This window comes from Streptococcus cristatus (assembly GCF_008369405.1).
Lineage (GTDB): Bacteria > Bacillota > Bacilli > Lactobacillales > Streptococcaceae > Streptococcus > Streptococcus cristatus_G.
This window is the reverse complement of the sequence record NZ_VSJJ01000008.1, coordinates 1-23,957: the sequence shown is the minus strand read 5'-3', so window position 1 is coordinate 23,957 and position 23,957 is coordinate 1. Positions and strand designations below refer to the sequence as shown.

The 23,957-nt window shown below is 44.3% G+C and carries 26 protein-coding genes; 24 read left to right on the top strand and 2 right to left on the bottom strand.

The features are described from left to right. Positions 1-37: 37 nt before the first annotated feature. Positions 38-493 carry a universal stress protein gene (locus FXF62_RS07720; protein WP_149518296.1) on the bottom strand — a complete coding sequence of 152 codons (456 nt, stop codon included), beginning with the start codon at positions 491-493 and terminating at the stop codon, positions 38-40. 256 nt (positions 494-749) lie between these two features. On the opposite strand from FXF62_RS07720, the gene FXF62_RS07715 reads away from it, so the two are divergent. From FXF62_RS07715 to FXF62_RS07670, 10 genes are all read left to right on the top strand, one after another. Further along, on the top strand, positions 750-1,964 hold the full coding sequence (locus tag FXF62_RS07715; protein ID WP_149518295.1) for a pyridoxal phosphate-dependent aminotransferase: 1,215 nt from the start codon (positions 750-752) through the stop codon (positions 1,962-1,964). Positions 1,965-2,184: 220 nt separating this feature from the next. Further along, positions 2,185-2,973: a GTP-sensing pleiotropic transcriptional regulator CodY gene (gene codY / locus FXF62_RS07710; RefSeq protein ID WP_149518294.1), complete on the top strand. Its 789-nt coding sequence runs from the start codon at positions 2,185-2,187 to the stop codon at positions 2,971-2,973. Beyond that, complete coding sequence (locus FXF62_RS07705) at positions 2,973-3,530, top strand: cysteine hydrolase family protein (protein WP_149518293.1); 558 nt, start codon at positions 2,973-2,975, stop codon at positions 3,528-3,530. The genes codY and FXF62_RS07705 overlap by 1 nt, the downstream gene beginning before the upstream one ends. A 310-nt stretch (positions 3,531-3,840) precedes the next feature. Beyond that, positions 3,841-5,577: an aspartate--tRNA ligase gene (aspS, locus tag FXF62_RS07700; protein WP_149518292.1), complete on the top strand. Its 1,737-nt coding sequence runs from the start codon at positions 3,841-3,843 to the stop codon at positions 5,575-5,577. Positions 5,578-5,780: 203 nt separating this feature from the next. Then, the gene (gatC, locus tag FXF62_RS07695) at positions 5,781-6,083 is read left to right on the top strand and encodes an Asp-tRNA(Asn)/Glu-tRNA(Gln) amidotransferase subunit GatC (RefSeq protein WP_149518291.1); all 303 of its coding nucleotides are present in this window, start codon (positions 5,781-5,783) and stop codon (positions 6,081-6,083) included. Continuing rightward, a complete protein-coding gene (gene gatA, locus FXF62_RS07690; RefSeq protein ID WP_149518290.1) occupies positions 6,083-7,549 on the top strand; it encodes an Asp-tRNA(Asn)/Glu-tRNA(Gln) amidotransferase subunit GatA in 1,467 nt (488 codons plus the stop codon). The genes gatC and gatA overlap by 1 nt, the downstream gene beginning before the upstream one ends. Beyond that, positions 7,549-8,982: an Asp-tRNA(Asn)/Glu-tRNA(Gln) amidotransferase subunit GatB gene (gene gatB / locus FXF62_RS07685; RefSeq protein ID WP_149518289.1), complete on the top strand. Its 1,434-nt coding sequence runs from the start codon at positions 7,549-7,551 to the stop codon at positions 8,980-8,982. Before gatA ends, gatB begins: the two co-directional genes overlap by 1 nt. A 91-nt stretch (positions 8,983-9,073) precedes the next feature. Further along, positions 9,074-9,430 carry a hypothetical protein gene (locus FXF62_RS07680; protein WP_149518288.1) on the top strand — a complete coding sequence of 119 codons (357 nt, stop codon included), beginning with the start codon at positions 9,074-9,076 and terminating at the stop codon, positions 9,428-9,430. A gap of 48 nt (positions 9,431-9,478) precedes the next feature. Further along, complete coding sequence (locus FXF62_RS07675) at positions 9,479-9,772, top strand: hypothetical protein (RefSeq protein ID WP_149518287.1); 294 nt, start codon at positions 9,479-9,481, stop codon at positions 9,770-9,772. Between the two features lie 103 nt (positions 9,773-9,875). After that, the gene (locus FXF62_RS07670) at positions 9,876-10,787 is read left to right on the top strand and encodes a DMT family transporter (protein ID WP_149518286.1); all 912 of its coding nucleotides are present in this window, start codon (positions 9,876-9,878) and stop codon (positions 10,785-10,787) included. Between the two features lie 66 nt (positions 10,788-10,853). Here FXF62_RS07670 and FXF62_RS07665 read toward each other — a convergent pair whose 3' ends face one another. Further along, positions 10,854-12,221 (bottom strand): aspartate kinase, encoded by a 1,368-nt coding sequence (locus FXF62_RS07665; RefSeq protein WP_149518285.1) that lies wholly within the window; start codon positions 12,219-12,221, stop codon positions 10,854-10,856. Positions 12,222-12,456: 235 nt separating this feature from the next. Between FXF62_RS07665 and fabM the strand changes: the two genes are divergently transcribed. The 14 genes from fabM to FXF62_RS07595 all read left to right on the top strand — a co-directional run bounded on the left by fabM (position 12,457) and on the right by FXF62_RS07595 (position 23,815). Beyond that, a complete protein-coding gene (gene fabM / locus FXF62_RS07660; RefSeq protein ID WP_048763491.1) occupies positions 12,457-13,248 on the top strand; it encodes a trans-2-decenoyl-ACP isomerase in 792 nt (263 codons plus the stop codon). Positions 13,249-13,365: 117 nt separating this feature from the next. Continuing rightward, entirely contained in the window at positions 13,366-13,800 is a 435-nt protein-coding gene (gene fabT, locus FXF62_RS07655) for a fatty acid biosynthesis transcriptional regulator FabT (protein ID WP_149518284.1), read from the top strand. Beyond that, a complete protein-coding gene (locus FXF62_RS07650; protein ID WP_149518370.1) occupies positions 13,800-14,774 on the top strand; it encodes a beta-ketoacyl-ACP synthase III in 975 nt (324 codons plus the stop codon). The genes fabT and FXF62_RS07650 overlap by 1 nt, the downstream gene beginning before the upstream one ends. A gap of 54 nt (positions 14,775-14,828) precedes the next feature. Continuing rightward, a complete protein-coding gene (locus FXF62_RS07645; protein ID WP_005591706.1) occupies positions 14,829-15,053 on the top strand; it encodes an acyl carrier protein in 225 nt (74 codons plus the stop codon). A 129-nt stretch (positions 15,054-15,182) separates the two neighbouring features. Further along, on the top strand, positions 15,183-16,157 hold the full coding sequence (fabK, locus tag FXF62_RS07640; RefSeq protein ID WP_149518283.1) for an enoyl-[acyl-carrier-protein] reductase FabK: 975 nt from the start codon (positions 15,183-15,185) through the stop codon (positions 16,155-16,157). Then, the gene (gene fabD / locus FXF62_RS07635; protein ID WP_149518282.1) at positions 16,150-17,070 is read left to right on the top strand and encodes an ACP S-malonyltransferase; all 921 of its coding nucleotides are present in this window, start codon (positions 16,150-16,152) and stop codon (positions 17,068-17,070) included. The genes fabK and fabD overlap by 8 nt, the downstream gene beginning before the upstream one ends. A gap of 12 nt (positions 17,071-17,082) precedes the next feature. After that, positions 17,083-17,817 (top strand): 3-oxoacyl-[acyl-carrier-protein] reductase, encoded by a 735-nt coding sequence (fabG, locus tag FXF62_RS07630; protein WP_037617536.1) that lies wholly within the window; start codon positions 17,083-17,085, stop codon positions 17,815-17,817. Between the two features lie 53 nt (positions 17,818-17,870). Then, positions 17,871-19,103 carry a beta-ketoacyl-ACP synthase II gene (fabF, locus tag FXF62_RS07625; protein WP_149518281.1) on the top strand — a complete coding sequence of 411 codons (1,233 nt, stop codon included), beginning with the start codon at positions 17,871-17,873 and terminating at the stop codon, positions 19,101-19,103. Then, positions 19,104-19,583: an acetyl-CoA carboxylase biotin carboxyl carrier protein gene (gene accB / locus FXF62_RS07620; RefSeq protein ID WP_149518280.1), complete on the top strand. Its 480-nt coding sequence runs from the start codon at positions 19,104-19,106 to the stop codon at positions 19,581-19,583. Beyond that, entirely contained in the window at positions 19,580-20,002 is a 423-nt protein-coding gene (gene fabZ / locus FXF62_RS07615) for a 3-hydroxyacyl-ACP dehydratase FabZ (protein ID WP_149518279.1), read from the top strand. Before accB ends, fabZ begins: the two co-directional genes overlap by 4 nt. 18 nt (positions 20,003-20,020) lie before the next feature. Next, positions 20,021-21,388, top strand: coding sequence for an acetyl-CoA carboxylase biotin carboxylase subunit (locus FXF62_RS07610; protein WP_149518278.1), 1,368 nt, complete (start codon positions 20,021-20,023; stop codon positions 21,386-21,388). A 65-nt stretch (positions 21,389-21,453) separates the two neighbouring features. Continuing rightward, positions 21,454-22,317 (top strand): acetyl-CoA carboxylase, carboxyltransferase subunit beta, encoded by an 864-nt coding sequence (gene accD / locus FXF62_RS07605; protein ID WP_149518277.1) that lies wholly within the window; start codon positions 21,454-21,456, stop codon positions 22,315-22,317. Further along, positions 22,314-23,084, top strand: coding sequence for an acetyl-CoA carboxylase carboxyl transferase subunit alpha (locus tag FXF62_RS07600; protein ID WP_149518276.1), 771 nt, complete (start codon positions 22,314-22,316; stop codon positions 23,082-23,084). The genes accD and FXF62_RS07600 overlap by 4 nt, the downstream gene beginning before the upstream one ends. Before the next feature lie 182 nt (positions 23,085-23,266). Continuing rightward, positions 23,267-23,815, top strand: a complete 549-nt coding sequence (locus tag FXF62_RS07595) for a carboxymuconolactone decarboxylase family protein (protein WP_009659051.1) — start codon at positions 23,267-23,269, stop codon at positions 23,813-23,815. Positions 23,816-23,957: the final 142 nt, after the last annotated feature.

The following is a 23,957-nucleotide window of genomic DNA, read 5'->3' as shown; positions in this document are numbered from 1 at the left end:
GTAGGGCACAGCTATCGCAGCTGCCTACTAGATATTTTTAGAATGTTTTTTCTTTGTCACGAACGACCAGTAAGTCCACTTTAGCGTGGCGGAGGATATACTCAGATGATGAGCCGACTAGGAGGCGTTCAAAGGCATTGAGACCAGTAGCTCCGACCATAATCAAGTCAACCTTGTGTTCGTCGGGAATGTCAGTCGCAAGGAGAGTTTTAGGATTGCCCAATTCAATGACGATATCAACGTATTTAATTCCTGCTTTTAGCGCCTTTTCCTTGTACTCTGTCATCAACTTTTGCGCTTCTTCTTGGAGGTCTTCATAGACCTCAGCATCAAAGGTTGATACGCTTTGAAGAGCCCGTGTATCAATTACATGAGCAATCGTCAAGCGAGAAGCATTTCTAAGCGCCACATTGACACCTTTTTCAAAAGCGAGTTCTGCTTCGCGAGAGCCGTCAACAGCGACCATGATGTTTTCATATTTTTGTTGAGTCATAAAGCTACCTCCATCTTTTGTCGAATCTTAGATTCGAGTTCTTATATCTTTATCTATATTGTAAACCTTTTCAGAAAAAAAGTAAAGCTACAAATGAAATTCAGAAATTAAGTGAAATTATTTTGATGGATAAGTGTATTTTCCCAAATTAGAAGCCTTATTTTAGTTGAAAGGAGCTTTCCCAGATTCTTCCTAATTGTCAATCTTTTTTTCTGGTGGTATAATAAAATCATTCAGATGAATTGAGGAAAATAGGATGAAAGAATTTAATAAGTCCAGTAAACTGGAGCACGTAGCCTATGATATTCGTGGACCAGTTTTGGAAGAAGCAATGCGGATGCGGGCTAATGGAGAAAAAATTCTCCGCCTGAACACAGGAAATCCAGCTGAATTTGGTTTCACCGCTCCAGACGAGGTCATTCATGATTTGATTATGAATGCGCGTGATAGTGAGGGCTACTCTGATTCTAAGGGGATTTTCTCAGCCCGTAAGGCGATTATGCAGTATTGCCAGCTCAGAAATTTCCCTAATGTTGATATCGATGATATTTACCTTGGAAATGGAGTCAGCGAGCTGATTGTTATGTCTATGCAGGGACTCTTGGATGATGGAGATGAGGTCTTAGTACCGATGCCGGACTATCCGCTCTGGACGGCTGCAGTTAGTCTGGCTGGTGGGAATGCTGTGCATTATGTCTGTGATGAGCAGGCAGAATGGTATCCAGATATTGACGACATCAAGTCAAAAATCACTTCTAGTACTAAGGCTATCATTATCATCAATCCTAACAATCCAACAGGAGCACTGTATCCTGACGACCTTTTGTTAGAGATTGTGGAAATTGCGCGTCAAAATAATCTCATTATCTTCGCGGACGAAATCTACGACCGCATGGTCATGGATGGGCATGTCCATACGCCTGTAGCTAGTCTGGCTCCTGATGTTTTCTGTGTCAGTATGAATGGCCTGTCAAAATCCCACCGTATCGCTGGCTTCCGAGTTGGCTGGATGGTGCTATCTGGTCCTAAGAATCATGTTAAGGGTTATATCGAAGGACTAAATATGCTCTCCAATATGCGCTTGTGCTCCAACGTCTTGGCCCAGCAGGTTGTGCAAACATCGCTTGGAGGTCACCAGTCTGTAGATGAATTGCTTTTGCCAGGTGGCCGTATTTATGAACAAAGAAACTTCATTTACAATGCCATTCAAGATATTCCAGGTTTGTCTGCAGTCAAACCTAAGGCGGGTCTTTACATCTTCCCGAAGATTGATCGAGAAATGTACCGTATCGATGATGATGAGCAGTTTGTCTTGGATTTCCTCAAGCAGGAAAAAGTCCTCCTTGTCCATGGACGAGGCTTTAACTGGAAGGATCCAGATCATTTCCGAATCGTTTATCTGCCTCGGGTAGATGAGCTAGCTCAGATCCAAGAAAAAATGACACGCTTCCTGCGCCAATACCGCAGATAAGTCTAAATGTTGAATCATAAACCGTTTAAAACGATTTTTTCCGAATTGTTTTAAATGGTTTTTCTTTTGAGCGAGGTGATTTTCCTGTCATTTTCTATTACTAAACTCTGACTTTCTTTGAATTGTAGCGAATTTTTTTTCAATACACAATTTTCAGATAATTATTGAAAATTTCGGTCGATTATGATACAATCAAGGAGACTAAATACGAGGTAAATGTATGGCAAAACTATTAGAAAAAACAAGGAAGATTACTTCTATCTTGAAACGTTCAGAAGAGCAACTTCAGGAGGAACTTCCTTACAATGCGATCACTCGCCAGCTTGCTGATATTATTCATTGCAATGCCTGCATCATCAACAGCAAGGGCCGTCTCTTGGGCTACTTTATGCGCTACAAGACAAATAATGATCGTGTAGAAGCCTTTTTCCAAGACAAGACTTTCCCTAAAGGATACGTCCAAGAAGCGAACATGGTCTATGAGACAGAGGCCAATCTGCCTGTCACGCATGATTTGACCATTTTTCCTGTGGAAACTAAGGATGACTTTCCAGATGGCCTGACCACTATCGCGCCGATTCATGTTTCAGGGATTCGCTTGGGCTCATTGATTATCTGGCGCAATGATAAAGAATTTTTGGATGACGACCTGATTCTGGTTGAGATTGCCAGCACAGTGGTCGGTATCCAGCTGCTGAACTTCCAGCGGGAAGAAGATGAGAAAAATATCCGCCGCCGAACGGCAGTGACCATGGCAGTCAATACTTTGTCTTACTCAGAGCTGAGAGCTGTTTCAGCTATTCTGGGTGAGCTCAATGGCAATGAAGGCCAACTGACGGCTTCTGTCATTGCTGATCGTATCGGGATTACCCGTTCAGTGATTGTCAATGCTTTGCGCAAACTGGAAAGCGCTGGGATTATTGAAAGCCGCTCGCTGGGAATGAAAGGGACTTATCTGAAAGTGCTGATCCCAGATGTTTTTGAGGAAATTAAAAAGAGGGACTACTAATGGCTAAAGCACTGATTTCCATTGATTATACAGTTGATTTTGTTGCAGATGAGGGTAAGTTAACAGCAGGAGCGCCTGCTCAGGCGATTTCTGAAGTTATTGCTCAAGTGACCGAGGCAGCTTTTGACCGAGGCGACTATATCTTCTTTACTATTGATGCCCATGATGAAAATGATGACTTTCACCCAGAAAGCAAGCTGTTTCCACCCCACAATATCAAGGGAACGAGCGGTCGTAATCTTTATGGCCCCTTGGCGGATTTTTATGACAAGCACAAAGCGGACTCTCGGGTCTTTTGGATGGATAAACGCCATTATTCTGCCTTTTCTGGCACAGATTTAGATATTCGATTGCGGGAAAGAAAGGTAGATACGGTCATTTTGACTGGAGTCTTGACGGATATTTGCGTCTTGCATACAGCGATTGATGCCTATAATCTGGGGTATCAGATCCAAGTGGTAGAGCCGGCTGTGGCTTCTATTTCAGAGGAAAATCACAAATTTGCCCTAAACCACTTGCAAAATGTTCTGGGTTCGACTATAATAGATACAATTTAAGAGTAAAAGAGAAGCAGAGTAGGCTTGCTAACTTGCACAGAGAGTGCTGATAGCTGAGAGCAGCACCAAGAAAGCAAAAACCGAAGAACATGCTTCGTAATCTTTTGTGTGATCAAGCATAAACGTCGCTCACGTTACGAGCGTAGAGGCTGCCTTTTAGGGCGGCGAATAACAGTGGTACCACGGCTTTCGTCTGTTTCAGAGACGGAAGCTTTTTATTTTGCAAAGGGAAAAGTGGAGATACTGGAAGAGAGTTGCTAATATGCCTAAGGAGAGGGCGGCTTGCAAATGGATTTGAGAGGGAAAGAATATGAAAGAAATTTTTATCGGAAACTACGGTTTAGAGCAGGTCGGACAGACCATGACCGCAACTGGCTGGGTGGCTAATATCCGCAATCACGGTAAGCTAGCCTTTATTGAATTGCGGGACCGCGAGGGCTTGCTTCAGGTCTTCGTTGGCGGTGAGATTGAAGATTTTGCTAGGCTAGAAGAAATTGGCAAAGAGGATGTCATTGCAGTGACGGGGCAAGTCGTTCAGCGGGAAGAGCGCTTTGTCAACAAGGCCATCAAGTCTGGTCAGGTGGAGCTTCGAGCTGAAAAGATTGAAGTCATTGCTAGCAGCAAGGTTCTGCCTTTTGAGCTGGACCAGCATGCCCATACAGGGGAAGACCTGCGCCAGAAATATCGCTATCTGGACTTGCGGCGTGAGAAGATGACACATAACCTCAAACTGCGTCACCAGGTCACATCAACTATTCGGGAATATTTAAACGGTTTGGACTTTTTGGAAGTGGAGACGCCTTATCTGACTAAGTCAACTCCTGAAGGCGCTAGAGACTTCTTGGTGCCTAGTCGGATCTTTAAAAATCAATTCTACGCGCTGCCGCAGAGTCCACAGATGCTCAAACAACTGCTGATGGGAGCTGGCCTTGAGCGCTATTATCAGATTGTTCGTTGTTTCCGTGACGAAGACCTGCGGGGCGATCGTCAGCCAGAGTTTACCCAGGTGGACTTGGAGTTAAGTTTTGCCAGCGAGGAAGAAATCCGAACTCTGGTTGAAGCCATGCTCAAGGCTGTTGTCAAGAAAACTCATGGTTTAGAGTTGACGGAAGATTTTCCGACTATCAGCTATGAAGAGGCTATGAGCCGCTTCGGCTCTGATAAGCCAGATACGCGCTTTGGTTTGGAGCTAAAGAATTTGACGGATTTGTGCCAAGAAAATGACTCTCTTCTCATCAAGAAAGCCTTGGATAACCAAGAGGAAGTGATGGGAATCTGTGTGCCAGATGCGGCTAGTGCTTTTAGCAAGAAACAGCTCAGTCATTTTTATCAAGAAATGAAGGAATTTGGTTGCAGTCGTTTTGCCAGTCTAAAGGTTGAAAATGGTCAATTGGTTGGGGATTTGGCTAGCACCTTTGAAGCTGAAAGTCAGGATTTACTGGCACGTTTTGAGGCCAAAGATGAAGACCTCATCCTGCTGGTCATGGCCAAGAAGCGTCGTGGTCAGGAAGCTTTGGGACATCTGCGGATAGAAGTGGCAAAAGTTTTGGATTTGATCGATCCGAGTCTGCTTCATTTCCTCTGGGTTGTGGACTGGCCGCTGCTGGAGTGGAATGAAGACCAAAACCGCTATCAAGCTATGCACCATCCTTTCACACAGGGGATTTTTGAAGATGGACAGGAGCCAGACCAATTCCGCAGTCACGCTTACGACATCGTCTTGAACGGCTATGAGATTGGTGGAGGGAGCTTGCGGATCCATGACCGGAAGGCTCAGGAAGCGATGTTTGAACTATTGGGCATGAGCCGTGAAGACTATGAGCGGGACTTTGGTTTCTTCCTAGAAGCCTTAGAGTACGGCTTCCCACCGCACGGCGGTTTGGCTCTGGGCTTAGATCGCTTGGTTATGATTTTGGCTGGGGAAGAAAATATCCGCCAAGTCATCGCTTTTCCAAAAAATGGTACTGGCTTTGATCCTATGCTGGAAAGCCCAAGTTTGGTGGACCAAAGACAGCTCAAAGAACTGCATTTGGAATTGAAGAATTAGCCTGAAATATGGTAAAATGAAATGATGCGAATTCCTGAAGAATAGCAGGAAGCAGCCAAAGAAAGAGGTCGCAGCTATGAGAGCTTGGTGCCCCTATCTTAGCAAAACAATGCGAGTTAAATACCTCGAAAACAAAGATCTTTCTTAGATTTATCGTTTTCGGTCGGTATTCAGGCTCGTCTATCTTATGAAAGGAATCAGAGATGAAGATTACTCAAGAAGAAGTAAGTCACGTTGCAAAACTGTCAAAACTGGCTTTTTCACCAGAAGAGACAGCTGAGTTTGCGACAACCTTGTCTAAAATTGTCGACATGGTCGAATTGCTCAATGAAGTGGATACGGAGGGTGTGCCTTTCACTTCTAATGTGGCAGCCAATATCAATTATATGCGAGAAGATGTGGCTCAGTCTGGCTGGAATCGGGAAGAGCTTTTCCAAAATGTACCTGAAAAAGAGCGGGGCTACATCAAAGTGCCTGCCATCCTAGATGACGGAGGAGATGCCTAATGACTTTTAATCACAAGACCCTTGAAGAGTTGCATGATTTGCTGGTCAAGAAAGAAATTTCTGCAGTAGAGTTAACTCAGGCGACTTTGGCAGACATCAAAGAACGTGAAGCTGCCGTGGACAGTTTCATTACTATCAGTGAAGAAGAAGCTTTGGCTCAGGCAGCGGCTCTGGATGCCAAGGGCATTGATGCCGATAATCTTATGAGCGGAATTCCACTGGCGGTTAAGGACAATATCTCAACCAAGGGAATTTTGACAACAGCTGCATCTAAAATGCTCTACAACTACAAGCCGATTTTCGATGCGACCAGCGTGGAGAAGCTTTACGGTAAGGATATGATTATCGTCGGGAAGACCAACATGGACGAGTTTGCCATGGGTGGATCCAGCGAAAACTCTTACTTTAAAACGACTAAGAATGCTTGGGACAGCAGCAAGGTTCCCGGTGGATCATCTGGTGGTTCAGCGACAGCGGTTGCCTCTGGTCAGGTTCGTCTGTCACTTGGTTCAGATACGGGCGGTTCTATTCGTCAGCCGGCTTCCTTTAACGGTGTAGTCGGCCTCAAGCCAACCTACGGACGAGTTTCTCGTTTTGGCCTCATTGCTTTTGGTTCGTCTTTGGACCAGATTGGGCCTTTCTCTCAGACGGTTAAGGAAAATGCTCAGCTCTTGAATGTTATTTCTGGTAATGATCCTAAGGACTCTACATCATCACAAGAAGCAGTGCCAGACTTTACTAGCAAGATTGGCCAAGACATCAAGGGCATGAAGATTGCCTTGCCTAAGGAATACATGGGTGAGGGAATTGACAGCAAGGTCAAGGAAACGATACTGGCAGCAGCGAAGCACTTGGAAAGCCTAGGTGCGATTGTTGAAGAAGTTAGCCTGCCCCACAGTAAGTACGGTGTGGCTGTTTACTATATTATCGCTTCCTCTGAAGCTAGCTCTAACCTGCAGCGTTTTGACGGTATTCGCTATGGCTACCGAGCAGAAGGCATTGAAAATCTAGAAGATGTCTATGTCAAATCTCGTAGCGAAGGCTTTGGTGAAGAGGTGAAACGCCGCATCATGCTGGGTACTTTCAGCCTGTCATCTGGTTACTACGATGCCTACTTCAAGAAAGCTGGTCAGGTTCGGACCTTGATTATGCAAGATTTTGCCAAGGTATTTGAAACATATGATTTGATCTTAGGTCCAACTGCACCAACTGTTGCTTATGACTTGGGCAGTCAAAACCAAGATCCAGTGGCTATGTATCTGGCTGACCTTTTGACCATTCCAGTCAATCTGGCTGGTCTGCCGGGCATTTCAATCCCAGCTGGCTTTGCAGATGGCCTTCCTATCGGCTTGCAGTTGATTGGGAACCACTTCGACGAAGCGACCATCTATCAGGCAGCCGCAGCATTTGAAGCGACGACTGACTACCACAAACAGCAGCCAGTTATCTTTGGAGGTGAAAAATAATGAACTTTGAAACAGTTATCGGACTGGAAGTCCATGTTGAATTGAAGACCAATTCAAAAATTTTCTCACCGGCTCCAGCTCACTTTGGTGAAGATCCAAATGCCAACACCAATATCATTGACTGGTCCTTCCCAGGTGTCCTGCCTGTTATGAATAAGGGGGTCATCGACTATGGTATCAAGGCTGCTCTGGCTTTGAACATGGACATTCGCCAGAAGATGCACTTTGACCGCAAGAATTATTTCTATCCGGATAATCCCAAAGCCTATCAAATTTCTCAGTTTGATGAGCCGATTGGCTACAATGGCTGGATTGAGATTGAACTAGAAGATGGAACGACCAAGAAAATCCGTATTGAGCGGGCCCACTTGGAAGAAGATGCCGGAAAGAATACCCATGGTAACGATGGCTACTCTTATGTGGACCTCAACCGCCAAGGGGTGCCGCTGATTGAGATTGTATCGGAAGCAGATATGCGAAGTCCAGAAGAAGCTTATGCCTACCTGACAGCCCTCAAGGAAATCATCCAGTACACGGGCATTTCTGATGTCAAGATGGAAGAGGGCTCTATGCGGGTCGACGCTAATATTTCCATCCGTCCTTACGGTCAGAAAGAATTTGGTACCAAGACTGAGCTGAAAAACCTTAACTCCTTCAACTTTGTTCGCAAGGGTCTGGCTTTTGAGGAAAAACGCCAAGCAGAAATCCTACGTAGCGGTGGTCAAATCCGCCAGGAAACCCGTCGTTATGATGAAGCGACTGGCGAAACCCTGCTCATGCGGGTTAAGGAAGGATCGGCGGACTACCGTTACTTCCCAGAGCCTGATCTGCCTATCTTTGAGATTGAAGATGCTTGGATTGAGCAAGTACGCAGCAGCCTACCAGCCTTTCCAAAAGAGCGCCGGGCCAAGTATGTGAGCGACTACGGCTTGTCTGACTACGATGTTAAGCAGCTGACAGCGACGAAGGCTGTGTCAGACTTCTTTGAAGCAGCTGTTGCGGCAGGAGGCGATGCTAAATCTGTCTCTAACTGGCTTCAAGGGGAAGTGGCTCAATACCTCAATGCCGAAGGCAAGACCATCTCTGAGATTGAGCTGACGCCTGAGAATCTGACTGAGATGATTGCTTTGATTGCAGACGGTACGATTTCCTCTAAGATTGCCAAGAAGGTCTTTGTTCATCTGGCTAAAAATGGTGGCTCTGCTAAGGAATATGTACAAAAAGCAGGCCTGATTCAAATCTCAGACCCTGCCCAGCTTCTTCCTATTATCCAAGAAGTATTTGCCAACAATGAAAAAGCTATCAATGACTATAAGGGTGGCAATAAGAATGCGGCCAAATCCTTAATTGGTCAGCTCATGAAGGCCACTAAGGGCCAAGCCAACCCACAAGTAGCACAAAAACTGCTGAACGAAGAGTTGGAAAAGCTTTAGAAATAAGCAGAAAACCAGCCGTGAGGCTGGTTTTTTATCTTTTCTTTAGCCATCAGTTATGTTAAAATAATTAAAAAACAAAGGAGTCTTTATGTCAGAAATTAAGATTAAACGCGGAACAGGTTTTGTAGGGATTATTGGGAAGTTTCCAATCTTTATCAATGGTCAGAAAGTTGGTGCACTCAAAAACGGAGAAGAGGCTGTTTTTCCAATCGCAGCTAATGAAGCAGAAGTCCGTGCTGGAGCAGCTCCTATGAAAACTAAGCCAGTGACAGTTAAAGCAGGGCAAACCTTGCTGATTGAAACAAATTTTACTAATTTTTCTATTTGTTTGGGAACTTTAGTAGTTGCTTTTCTATTTGGTGGATTGCTTCGTGCGATTCTCTTGATTCTTTATATTGTTTTAATGTTCCTTCTTCCTTTCTACTCTGCTAGAATTGCAGAATAAACATAAAAGTTTTGGTTGATGGGCTGGATTGAAATAAAGGATTTTTTGATGTCAAAATTTACAATTACGCGTTCTACGGGTATGGTTGGAGTAGCTCAAAATGTTGCAGTCTATCTAAATGGCGAACTTGTGGATAAACTTGCGAATGATGAAAGTAAAACGCTGCCTTTTGAGGGAGAGAGTGTTGAACTACAGGTTGGACAAAGTTTTATGAAATCGCATAAGATTCAGGTAAAAGATGGTCAGAAGGTACTTGTCACAGCTTCTGGAATGCGAGCTATGCTAGGAGTTATTGGCTTGATCTTAGGCTTGCCTTATTTACTTCTTGAGATAGAGGCTTAGCCGTCTTTGAGCTATGTTGAATCATAAAAAATCAGTCAAAACTGACTGATTTTTCTTTATGGTTTATGTTATAATGATCAAAGCTAACAGAAAGAGGTTGGGGATGTCAAAAGTTTTAAGGGGAACCATTTATACCTTGGTTGCGGGGATTGCCTGGGGCTTATCGGGAACAAGTGGTCAATATCTGATGGAGAACGGTTTTTCGGCGATGAGTTTAACCAATGTGCGCTTGTTGCTAGCAGGTTTGGTCTTGATGATGTTGGCTTATGCGACAAATAAAGATTCTTTTAAAAAGATTTGGAAAGATAAGAATTCTCTACTACACATTTTAATTTTTGCAATTCTAGGCTTATTCATCAATCAATATGCATATTTAGCGGCCATTCATGAGACGAATGCAGGAACAGCAACGGTCTTACAATATCTCTGTCCAGTGGGAGTCTTGGCATACGCTTGTATCAAAGACAGAGTAACACCGACTGTGGCTCAGCTCTGCTCTATGATTTTGGCTATCGGAGGAACCTTTCTGATTGCGACTCACGGTCAGATCAATCAGCTCTCGATGACGCCAAAAGGCTTATGTTTAGGTATTTTCTCAGCCTTTACTTATGCATTTTATATTCTTTTGCCGATTGGGCTCATTAAAAGGTGGGGAAGCATGCTGGTTATCGGGATTGGGATGACCATTGCAGGTATCTTGCTACTTCCTTTCAGCGGTATTTTCCAGCATCAGTGGCAATTCCGTTTGGATATCCTTCTAGCCTTGGTCGGCATCATTGTCATCGGAACAATCTTTGCTTACACTGTCTTTTTGAAGGGAACAAGTCTGGTCGGTCCTGTCAAATCTAGCCTCCTAGCCTCGATTGAGCCAATTTCAGCGGTCTTCTTTGCCTTTATCATTATGAATGAACGCTTTTATCTGCTCGATTTCGTAGGTATGGGCATGATTTTGCTGGCTGTCCTGTTGATATCTGTCAAAGACCTAATCTTGGAAAAGAAAAAAGGATTATTATAAACAAGAAAGAATAAGGAAAGGCCTAGCTCCGAATAGAGCTAGGTCTTTGTTGTTTACTTATTCGGTTTATTCATTGCTTTCTGAGCTGCCAAAGAATGCTTTGTACAGAGCACGGATGGCCTCTTTTTCTTGGTTCTTATTGACAACAAACATGATGGAAACTTCACTTGAACCTTGTGACATCATTTGGATATTGATTTTATTGTCAGAAAGAGCTCTAGTCGCAGTAGCAGTCACCCCGATGTGACTCTTCATTTTTTCGCCGACAATCATGATGATAGAAAGATCATGCTCAATTTCAGCGTAGTCTACTTCTGCCTTTTGTACAAGCTGGCGCAGAATTTCTTCTTCCTTGATTGGAGTCAATTCGCGTTCACGAAGGATGATAGAAAGATCATCAATTCCTGTCGGCATATGTTCCCAACCAATGTTCAAATCTTCTAAAATCTGTAGCGCCTTGCGACCGAATCCAACTTCTCGGTTCATGAGGTATTTGGACATGTTAATACTTACAAAGCCAGAATCTCCAGCGATTCCAACAACAGGGGGATGATCTTCGCTATGTTTATGGACGATACGCGTACCAGGGTGTTCTGGATTGTTAGTGTTTTTGATAACGAGTGGAATTTTTCCACGATAGGCTGGCAGCAGGGCTTCATCATGAAGAACCGTAAAACCTGCATAGGCTAATTCTCGCATTTCACGGTAAGTAAGCTCGGCGATGGAACGTGGCTTATGAATAATCCCAGGGTGAGCAGCAAAGATGCCGTCTACATCAGTGAAGTTTTCATAGACATCAGCTTTGACACCAGCTGCAATAATTGATCCTGTAATATCTGAGCCGCCACGAGAAAAAGTACAGATTTGTCCATCTTGAGTGACACCGAAGAAGCCAGGGATGACAAGGACTTCATCGGAATGGATTAGTTCTTCTAATTTATCATAGCTTAAAGGAAGGATCCGAGCATTTCCTGGTTCGCTTGAAACCACTAGTCCAGCTTCTCTAGGATGGACGTAGCGAGCTGGGATGCCATTGTGGTTAAAGTAGGCTGCAATGAGCTTAGCATTGTTGTTTTCACCAGCTGCTAGGAAAGTATCGTAAAGAAATTCATTGTTTTCAATTGGCAGAGTAGCTAGGGAGATGATGCTCTTAGAGATTTTTTCAATAATCGTAGATTTTAGACCTAGCTCAGAGACCATATCGGAGTAGCGCTTAATAATCCAATTTTGCTCCTTGGAGACATCATTTCCTGCAATGTACTGGCGATAATACTTAATCAGGGCATCGGTTACTTTTGTATCCTGGTCATCTCTTTTTCCTGGTGCAGAAACGACAACGAAGCGACGCTCAGCGTCAGATTTTACGATATGTAAGACTTTTTCTAACTGTGAAGCAGAAGCGAGCGAACTTCCACCGAATTTAACAACTTTCATGGAGACTCCTAAACATAATTTAGGAAAATTATAACAAAATTCTGAAAATTTTGCAAATCTATCAGAAGCGCTTTTTCATCCAACCCTCTTTCCAAAAAACGAATATGAAATCAAATTTTCCAGTTTTTGTTTTCTTTCTTAAAACTTTTGTGCTAGAATAACTATAATTTGAATATCAAATTATTTAAGAATAAAACAAAACGGCTGCATCTATCCAGTCGGGAATGGAGTTAGAATGACTTTTAATGGTATTCTTTATAAAGTAGTTGATGAAGTGGCGACCATTACTTTCAATCGTCCTGAAGTTTCCAATGGTTTCAATATTCCGATGTGTGAGGAGATATTAGAAGCGATTGAGCTGGCCGCAAATGATGAGGCCGTGAAGTTTTTAGTGATCAATGCCAATGGGAAGGTTTTTTCTGTCGGTGGCGACCTAGCTGAGATGCAAAGAGCTGTCAGTGCTGACGATATTCAATCCTTGGTAAAAATTGCAGAGCTGGTCAATGACATTTCCTTTGCTATGAAACGTCTACCTAAGCCAGTGATCATGAGTGTGGACGGACCTGTTGCAGGCGCTGCTGCCAATATGGTTGTGGCTGCCGATTTCTGTATTGCGACAGAGAAATCTCGTTTCATCCAAGCTTTTGTGGGAGTGGGGCTAGCGCCAGATGCTGGTGGATTGTATTTACTGACTCGGGCAATTGGTGTGACTCGGGCAACCCATTTGGTTATGACTGGAGAGGCTCTGACCGCAGAGAAGGCCCTGGATTATGGCTTGCTCTATAAAGTCTGTGAAGCAGAAAAATTGGAAAAAACAACAGAACAGCTACTGAAGAAACTAAAACGTGGCTCGCTGAATTCTTACAGAGCCATGAAAGAAATGGTCTGGAAGAGCCTCTTCAGCGGTTGGAAAGAATATGCGGAGTTGGAATTATCTTTACAGAAGTCTCTTGCTTTCACTGAGGACTTCAAAGAAGGTGTCCAAGCTTATACTGAGAAGCGTCGACCACAATTTACAGGTAAGTAACGATTTTCAGGATAAGAAAATTGTTTGAAAATCAAATAAATTTTCAAAAGGACTTGCAAATTATTTTGAGATCTGATAAAATTTGAATGTCAAAGTATTTATGAAGGAGGTGTTGGTTTGAATTATCAATTAGTCAATGATTATTTAACATCCATTTTTAATAATGTTCTGGTTATTGAAGAGTCCAGCCTCCGAGGCAGTCAATTTAAAGACGTCTCTATTAAAGAAATGCACACTATTGATGTTATTGGTACCATGCCTAATGCGACTCCAAGCGATATTTCAAAGGAATTATTAGTCACTTTGGGGACTGTCACAACCAGCTTGAATAACCTGGAGCGTAAAGGGTATATCGAGCGTCGCCGTTCATCCATTGACCGTCGTGTAGTTCATCTGAGTTTGACTAAGAAGGGGAGGCTCTTGTATCGCCTTCATAAACGATTCCACAATCGCATGGTCATGCAAGTAGTGGAAGGACTGTCCTCAGAAGAAAAAAATGCAATGCAAAAAGGTTTGCAAAACTTGTATAATTTTTTAGAGGAGCTAAAATGATGAACTATGCAAGAATTACTCAAGTAGCTCATTATGCTCCAGAGCAGATTGTCACAAATAATGATCTGGCCAAGATTATGGATACAAGTGATGAATGGATCTCAAGTCGAACAGGTATCAAACAGCGACATTTATCTCGGACTGAGTTAACAAGTGATTTAGCTACAAAGGTTGCTGAGCAATTGCTAGAAAAGGCTCAACTGTCTGCTGATCAGCTTGATTTTATCATTGTTGCGACGATCACTCCGGATTCTATGATGCCGTCAACCGCAGCTAGAGTGCAGGCCAATATTGGAGCTACCAAGGCTTTTGCTTTTGACTTGACGGCAGCTTGCAGTGGCTTTATCTTTGCCTTATCAACTGGAGAAAAGTTCATTTCCTCTGGTCGCTATCAAAGAGGTTTGGTCATCGGTAGCGAAACGCTATCAAAAGTCGTTGATTGGTCGGATCGTGCGACGTCAGTCTTATTTGGTGATGGGGCTGGGGGAGTCTTGCTTGAAGCGGCAGAAAAGCAGCATTTTTGGGCTGAAAGTCAGTTTACTGATGGCTTGAGAGGTCAGAGTTTGACTTGTGGTGGACTTGGTTTGTCCTCTCCGTTTTCGGAAAAGCAAGTTGATGACCGCTATTTGAAAATGGAAGGCCGAGCAATCTTTGATTTCGCTATTCGTGATGTGGCACAGTCTATCAAAAATACCATCGAAGAGAGTCCATTTTCAGTGGAGGAGCTTGATTATTTGCTCTTGCATCAGGCCAATATCCGAATTTTAGATAAAATGGCTAAGAAACTCGGAGTTTCTCGGGAAAAACTACCTGCTAATATGATGGAATATGGCAATACTAGTGCAGCTAGCATCCCGATTTTATTATCTGAGTGTGTCCAACAGGACTTGATTAAGCTGAACGGAGATCAGACTATTTTATTGTCAGGTTTCGGTGGAGGTTTGACATGGGGCACGCTTATTGTTACAATTTAGTTAATCATGTGGAAACACATAGATAAAAAATATATTTTTTAAAGGAGTCTATCCATGGCAGTATTTGAAAAAGTACAAGAAATTATCGTTGAGGAACTTGGTAAAGAGCCATCAGAAGTTACACTTGAGTCAACTTTCGATGATCTTGAAGCAGATTCATTGGATTTGTTCCAAGTAATTTCAGAAATCGAAGATGCATTTGACATCCAAATCGAAACTGAAGAAGGCTTGAAAACAGTTGGTGACTTGGTTGCCTACGTAGAAGAAAAAACAAAATAATAAAGATTTGAGAGTATCGCAAGATATTCTCTCTTGTTTAGGTAATAGTTTGAATTTCAAAGTAAAAAGGCTGCTATCTAGCGGTTTAGGCTCAAGCTATTACTTAAGCAATGATTAGAGGAAGGTATTATGCAAACACGAATTACAGAATTATTAGATATTAAATATCCTATTTTCCAAGGTGGTATGGCTTGGGTTGCAGATGGTGACTTGGCTGGTGCTGTTTCAAAAGCTGGTGGTCTTGGGATCATCGGTGGCGGAAATGCGCCTAAGGAAGTAGTTAAAGCAAATATTGACAAGATTAAGTCTTTGACGGATCGTCCTTTCGGTGTCAATATCATGCTTTTGTCGCCTTTTGTAGATGACATCGTGGATTTGGTGATCGAGGAGGGTGTAAAAGTGGTGACGACTGGTGCGGGCAATCCAAGTAAGTACATGGCTCGCTTCCACGAAGCAGGCATTACCGTAATCCCAGTTGTACCAAGTGTAGCTCTAGCTAAACGGATGGAAAAAATCGGAGCGGATGCGGTTATTGCAGAAGGGATGGAGGCCGGTGGCCATATCGGTAAACTGACTACCATGTCTTTAGTACGTCAGGTTGTAGAGGCTGTGAATATCCCAGTTGTTGCAGCTGGTGGTATTGCAGATGGACCAGGGGCGGCAGCTGGCTTTATGTTGGGAGCTGAAGCTGTTCAGGTTGGAACACGCTTCGTCGTTGCTAAGGAATCCAATGCCCACCAAAATTATAAAAATATGATCTTGAAGGCTCGGGATATTGATACGACAATTTCTGCTCAGCATTTCGGCCATGCGGTTCGTGCTATCAAGAATAAGCTAACTCGTGATTTCGAAAAGGCAGAAAAAGAAGCCTTCAAGCAAGAAAATCCAGATTTGACTGTTTTTGAAAATCTGGGAGCTGGTGCCTTGGCCAATGCGGTTGTCCGTGGCGATGTGGAAAATGGTTCGGTCATGTCCGGTCAGATTGCCGGCTTGGTTAGCAAGGAAGAAACAGTAGAAGAAATTCTCAAGGATATTTATTATGGCGCTGCTGAAAAGATTCAGCAAGAAGCAAAACGTTGGGCAGGAGTGACTAGAAATGACTAAAACAGCCTTTCTCTTTGCCGGTCAGGGGGCCCAGTATCTGGGGATGGCTCGTGACCTCTATGATCAGTATGGCGTGGTCAAGGCGACCTTTGAGGAAGCTAGCCAGGTTCTGGGCTATGATGTTCGGGAATTGATTGACCAGAATGAGGAAAAACTTAACCAAACTCGCTATACTCAGCCAGCAATTTTGACAACTTCTGTTGCTATTTATCGCTTGCTGGCTGAAAAAGGAATCCAGCCTGATATGGTGGCTGGTCTTTCTCTGGGTGAATACTCTGCCTTGGTAGCTGCTGGTGCGCTGGACTTCAAAACAGCGGTAGCTCTAGTCGCTAAACGCGGAGCTTTTATGGAAGAAGCTGCCCCTGCTGGCTCTGGTAAAATGGTAGCAGTTTTAAATGCAGAGGTCTCTCTCATTGAGGCAGCCTGTCAGACGGCTAGTCAGCTGGGACTGGTTTCTCCAGCCAACTACAATACTCCTAGTCAAATCGTCATTGGGGGCGATGCGGCAGCGGTGGACAAGGCGGTGGAATTACTCAAGGAAGCAGGTGTGAAACGCTTGATTCCGCTGAATGTTTCAGGTCCTTTCCATACGGCTCTCTTGAAACCAGCTAGTGAGCAATTAGCTCAAGCTTTGGCTGAAACGGAATTTGCTGAATTTCAGCTTCCATTAGTTGGCAATACAGAAGCGGATATTATGGAAGCTGGTAGAATTAAAGAATTGTTGACCCGTCAGGTCATGGAGCCAGTTCGTTTCTATGACAGTATCGCTAAAATGCAGGAAGCTGGTGCGACAGAATTTATCGAGATTGGTCCAGGGAAAGTCCTGTCTGGCTTTATGAAGAAAATTGATAAATCAGCAGTTGTTCATCATGTTGAAAGTGTAGACACTTTGACAGCCCTACTAGAAAAATAATGGGGAATACCAATGGAATTAAAGAATAAAAATGTTTTTATTACTGGCTCTAGCCGTGGAATCGGTTTGGCCATTGCACATAAGTTTGCAAGTGCAGGTGCCAATATTGTCTTGAACGGGCGCGGTCAAATTTCAGATGACGTTTTAGCTGAGTTTGCTGGTTATCCGATCAAGGTCGTGGCTATTTCAGGCGATGTGTCTGATGGTACTGATGCCAAGCGAATGGTTGAGGAGGCGATTGTGGCTTTAGGGTCTGTAGATGTCTTGGTTAACAATGCTGGGATTACTCGAGATAAGCTCATGCTTAAGATGACAGAGGAAGACTTCGAGCAAGTGCTGAAGGTCAACTTGACTGGTGCCTTTAATATGACACAAGCTGTCTTGAAACCAATGACCAAGGCTCGCCAGGGAGCAATCATTAACTTATCAAGTGTTGTCGGTTTGACTGGTAATGTCGGTCAGGCCAACTATGCAGCTTCTAAAGCTGGCTTGATTGGATTTTCTAAGTCGGTTGCCCGTGAAGTGGCAGCGCGCAATATCCGTGTCAATGTAATTGCCCCAGGCTTTATCGAATCGGATATGACAGACGGGCTTCCTGAAAAAATCAAAGAAGCCTCCCTTGCTCAAATCCCAATGAAACGGTTCGGGAATACCGGAGAAGTGGCTGATGTTGCCTTGTTCTTGGCGAGACAGGAATATCTTACCGGTCAAGTCATCACGATTGACGGCGGGCTGACCATGCAGTAATTTCAAATGAATTTGGATTTGAAAGTTCACCAATCATCATAAAGGAGTTCACTATGAAACTAAATCGAGTTGTTGTAACAGGTTATGGATTAACCTCTCCCATCGGAAATACACCAGAAGAATTTTGGAATAGTTTAAAAGAAGGTAAGATTGGGATTGGTCCCATCACCAAGTTTGATCACAGCGATTTTGCTGTTCATAATGCGGCAGAGGTCCAAGACTTTCCTTTTGATAAATACTTTATCAAGAAAGATACCAATCGTTTTGACAATTATTCTTTGTATTCCTTGTATGCAGCTCAAGAAGCGGTAACAAATGCTAATCTTGATGTAGAAGCAATCGACAAAGACCGCTTTGGTGTCATCGTTGCATCTGGTATCGGTGGCATTAAGGAAATCGAAGATCAAGTCATTCGTTTGCATGAGAAAGGTCCGAAACGTGTCAAACCGATGACCTTGCCAAAGGCTCTGCCAAATATGGCAGCTGGGAATGTGGCTATGCGCTTCGGAGCAAATGGAGTCTGTAAATCAATCAATACAGCTTGTGCTTCTTCAAATGATGCGATTGGCGATGCCTTCCGCTCTATCAAATTTGGTTTCCAAGATGTGATGTTGGTAGGTGGTTCAGAAGCTTCTATCACACCATTTGCGATTGCTGGCTTCCAAGCTTTAACGGCTCTTTCCACGACAGAAGATCCTGCTCGCGCGTCTATTCCTTTTGATAAAGACCGGAATGGTTTTGTTATGGGGGAAGGCTCAGGTATGCTGGTTCTTGAAAGTCTGGAGCATGCTGAAAAACGTGGAGCAACGATTCTTGCTGAAGTAGTTGGCTACGGAAATACCTGTGATGCTTACCACATGACTTCTCCGCATCCAGAAGGTCAGGGTGCTATTAAGGCGATTAAATTGGCTCTTGCTGAAGCAGAGATTAGCCCAGCAGATGTTGCTTATGTCAATGCCCACGGAACTTCAACTCCAGCTAATGAAAAGGGTGAAAGTGGTGCTATTGTTGCAGTTCTTGGTAAGGATGTTCCTGTTTCATCTACTAAATCATTCACCGGTCACCTGCTCGGGGCAGCTGGTGCAGTCGAAGCGATTGCGACTATTGAAGCGATGCGCCACAGCTTTGTACCAAAAACAGCTGGTACAAGAGAAGTATCAGATTATATTGAAGCAAATGTTGTATTTGGGGAAGGCAAGGAGCAGGAAATTCCTTATGCGATTTCCAATACATTTGGTTTTGGCGGTCACAATGCGGTTCTGGCATTCAAGCGTTGGGAGGGCTAGATGAATATCAATGAAATTAAGGACTTGATGGCTCAGTTTGACCAGTCAAGCCTGCGTGAATTTTCTTATAAAAATCAAAGTGATGAATTGACTTTCAGCAAGAATGAAAGTTCTGCTGCAGTCGCAGCAACTCCAGCAGTCAGTGCAGCTCCTGTGCAGCCAGCGAGTGTACCTGTAACTGAGACTATTCCCCAAGCAGCTCCAACTGCAGCACCTGAGGTGGCTCCAGAGGCTCCAGCTGCTGAAGGTGATGTTGTGGAAAGTCCTTTGGTTGGCGTGGCTTACTTAGCAGCAGGTCCAGATAAACCAGCTTTTGTCAGTGTAGGAGACCAAGTTAAAAAAGGTCAAACTCTGATGATTATCGAGGCTATGAAAGTAATGAACGAAGTGCCTGCTCCTAAAGATGGGCTGGTGACAGAAATTCTGGTTCAGAATGAAGAAATGGTTGAGTTTGGGAAAGGGCTGGTACGCATCAAATGATTGATATCAATGCAATAAAAGAGGCGCTTCCGCATCGCTATCCTATGTTGTTGGTGGACCGTGTATTAGAAGTCAGCGAAGATGAGATTGTCGCTCTGAAAAATGTGACGATCAACGAGCCTTTCTTTAACGGTCATTTTCCCCAGTATCCAGTTATGCCAGGTGTCTTGATCATGGAAGCTCTGGCTCAAACGGCTGGTGTGCTGGAATTATCTAAAGAAGAAAATAAGGGCAAACTGGTCTTCTATGCAGGAATGGACAAGGTTAAGTTCAAAAAGCAAGTTGTACCAGGAGATCAATTGATTATGACAGCTAAGTTTATCAAGCGTCGTGGCACCATTGCAGTGGTGGAGGCCAAGGCCGAAGTTGACGGAAAACTTGCAGCCAGTGGAACCTTGACCTTTGCGATTGGTCAATAAGAAAGAGGAGATTTCACCATGTTTCGTAAAATTTTAATTGCTAACCGTGGGGAAATTGCGGTCAGAATTATTCGTGCAGCTCGCGAGCTGGGAATCGATACGGTCGCCGTCTACTCAACGGCTGATAAGGAAGCGCTCCATACTTTACTGGCTGATGAAGCCGTCTGTATTGGGCCAGCCAAGTCTACGGATTCTTACCTGAATATGAACGCGGTCCTATCTGCTGCTGTTCTGACAGGTGCGGAAGCCATTCATCCTGGTTTTGGTTTTTTGAGCGAAAACTCTAAATTTGCGACTATGTGCGAAGAAGTCGGCATTAAGTTTATTGGACCTTCAGGTGCTGTTATGGACTTGATGGGGGACAAGATTAATGCTCGGGCTCAGATGATTAAGGCGAAAGTGCCAGTTATCCCGGGTTCTGATGGGGAAGTCCATACCGCTGAAGAAGCTTTGGAAGTCGCCGAAAAGATTGGTTATCCAGTCATGCTTAAAGCTTCTGCTGGCGGCGGCGGCAAGGGCATTCGTAAGGTTGAAAAGGCTGAGGATTTAGTAGCAGCCTTTGAGTCTGCTTCTAGCGAAGCAAAAGCAGCCTTTGGGAATGGTGCCATGTATATGGAGCGAGTCATCTATCCGGCGCGCCATATTGAAGTGCAGATTTTGGCAGATCAGCAGGGGCATGTGGTCCACTTGGGCGAGCGGGATTGCTCTTTGCAGCGGAATAATCAGAAGGTGCTGGAAGAAAGTCCGTCTGTGGCAATTGGGAAAACCCTGCGCCAGCAGATTGGGGAAGCAGCTGTTCGGGCTGCTGAGTCAGTCGGCTATGAAAATGCCGGAACGATTGAGTTTCTGCTGGATGAAGCCAAGGGCGAATTCTACTTTATGGAGATGAATACTCGCGTGCAGGTTGAGCATCCAGTGACTGAGTTTGTTACCGGTGTGGATATTGTGAAAGAGCAGATTAAGATTGCGGATGGTCAAGAGCTATCCTTCAGTCAAGAAGATGTTGAAATTCGCGGTCATGCGATTGAATGTCGGATCAACGCTGAAAATCCAGCCTTTAACTTTGCACCGAGCCCAGGCAAGATTTCCAATCTTTATCTGCCAAGTGGCGGAGTGGGACTGCGCGTGGATTCTGCGGTCTATCCTGGTTACACTATTCCCCCTTACTATGACAGCATGATTGCCAAAATCATCGTTCATGGGGAAAATCGCTTTGATGCCCTGATGAAGATGCAACGGGCTCTCTATGAGCTAGAAATTGACGGTGTTGTGACCAATAGCAGTTTCCAGTTGGATTTGATTTCAGATCCTAATGTGATTGCTGGTGATTATGATACAGCCTTTCTCATGGAGAAGTTCCTTCCAGCTTATCAAGAGAAAAAATAGATGACAAGGAGTGATTTTGTTTGAAAGAAGCAGAATCACTCTAAAATTTAATGAAGGAGTAAGCAATGCCTTTGTTTTCAAAAAAGGATAAATATATTCGGATCAATCCTAATCGTTCCTCGCGCGCCTTGCCTCAGCCAAAACCAGAAGTTCCAGATGAGCTTTTTTCTAAGTGCCCAGGTTGTAAGCATACCATTTATCAAAAAGATTTGGGGGCAGAGCGTGTCTGTCCAAGCTGTGGCTATACTTTTCGGATTTCAGCTTTTGAGCGTCTGAGTTTGACGGTGGATCAAGGAAGCTTTGAGGAATTGTTCACAGGTATTGAGACGACAGATCCCTTGCGTTTTCCAAATTATCGAGAAAAACTGGCGGAGACACGGGCAAAGACTGGTCTGGATGAGGCCGTTTTGACGGGGACAGCTAGTATCAAGGGACAAAAAACAGCCCTTGGGATCATGGATTCCAACTTTATCATGGCTTCCATGGGAACGGTTGTCGGTGAAAAGATTACCCGTCTCTTTGAGTATGCGACAGAGCATAAATTGCCAGTCGTTCTGTTTACGGCTTCTGGCGGTGCTCGCATGCAGGAAGGGATCATGAGTCTGATGCAAATGGCCAAAACTTCTGCTGCTGTACAACGTCATTCAAAGGCTGGTCTTTTTTACCTGACTGTTTTGACAGATCCGACAACAGGCGGTGTCACAGCCTCTTTTGCTATGGAAGGGGATATTATCTTGGCAGAAGCGCAGGCCTTGGTAGGCTTTGCTGGTCGTCGGGTCATTGAGTCTACTGTACGGGAAAAATTGCCAGATGACTTCCAAAAGGCAGAGTTTTTGCTGGAACACGGCTTTGTTGATGCGATTGTCAAACGTGGTGAATTGCGAGATCGGATTGCTACTCTCTTGAGCTTTCATGGAGGTGACCAATGACAAAAATCAGTCAGATTATCAAAGCAGCGCGTGATCAGTCCCGTCTGACGGCTCTGGATTTTGCCCAAGGCATTTTTGATGATTTTGTGGAATTGCACGGAGATCGTGGTTTCCGTGATGATGGTGCTGTCATTGGTGGTATCGGAACCTTAAATGGTCAGCCAGTCACGGTGGTCGGTATTCAAAAAGGTCGTAATTTGCAGGACAATCTGCGACGGAACTTTGGTCAGCCCCATCCGGAAGGCTATCGCAAGGCCCTACGTCTCATGAAGCAGGCTGAGAAATTCGGCCGTCCAGTCGTGACCCTTATCAATACGGCTGGTGCCTATCCTGGAGTCGGTGCTGAGGAGCGCGGACAGGGCGAAGCCATTGCCCGTAATCTCATGGAAATGAGCGATCTGAAAGTGCCCATTATTGCCATTATCATCGGCGAGGGTGGCTCTGGTGGGGCGCTGGCCTTGGCAGTGGCTGACAAGGTCTGGATGCTGGAAAACTCTATGTATGCCATTCTCAGTCCGGAAGGCTTTGCTTCCATTTTATGGAAGGATGGCAGCCGAGCAATGGAGGCGGCAGAGATGATGAAAATCACCTCGCATGAGCTCTTTCAGATGGGGGTCGTTGATAAGGTTATCCCCGAACGTGGCTTTAATAAAAATGAGCTCTTAGCTGCAGTCAAGCAAGAAATCAGTACCGAATTAGCGGAACTTTCTAAACTTTCCCTTGAGCAACTTTTGGAAGAACGTTATCAGCGTTTTAGAAAATATTAGTCAGAAGCCTTAGGGCTTCTTTTTCTTGCTTGAGAGAGGTATGGAGACAGTTAAGGTGGTAATATATTTTAGTTTGACATGTGGCAATATATTCTCTTTATAGAGGTCATATAAAATATATATTATACAAGCTGTTAAACCTATGTTAAGATAGTTGCTAATCAAAAGAAATGAGGTTTCATATGTCAGAATTTACTATCCACACAATTGAGTCCGCACCTGCCGAGGTAAAAGAGGTCCTGGAAACTGTTCAAAAAGATAACGGTGGTTACATTCCCAATCTTATCGGTCTTTTGGCCAATGCACCAACGGCCTTGGAAACTTATCGGACAGTTGGAGCTATCAATCGCCGCAACAGCCTGACACCGACTGAGCGGGAAGTAGTGCAGATTACAGCTGCAGTTACCAACGGCTGCGCCTTCTGTGTGGCGGGGCATACAGCCTTTTCGATCAAGCAGATTCAAATGAATGACGATCTTTTGGAGGCTCTGCGCAATCGTACTCCGATTGATACGGATCCGAAGCTAGATACGCTTGCTAAATTTACCATTGCTGTCATCAATACCAAGGGACGGGTCGGAGATGAAGCTTTGGCAGACTTCCTAGAAGCGGGCTATACACATGAGAATGCCCTGGATGTAGTTCTGGGGGTCAGTCTTGCGACCCTCTGCAACTATGCCAATAATCTGGCCAACACGCCAATTAATCCGGAATTGCAGCCTTATGCTTAGCCTTGGAGGGGGGAGTAAATGACATTTTTTTCAGAAGAGTTTATCAACTGGTTGGATGACCACGCTGATCAGATTGACAAACATACTAAGATTAGTAGTGAAGAAATCTCCGACGGGAGAGAGTACTCACTACTTTTTCTTT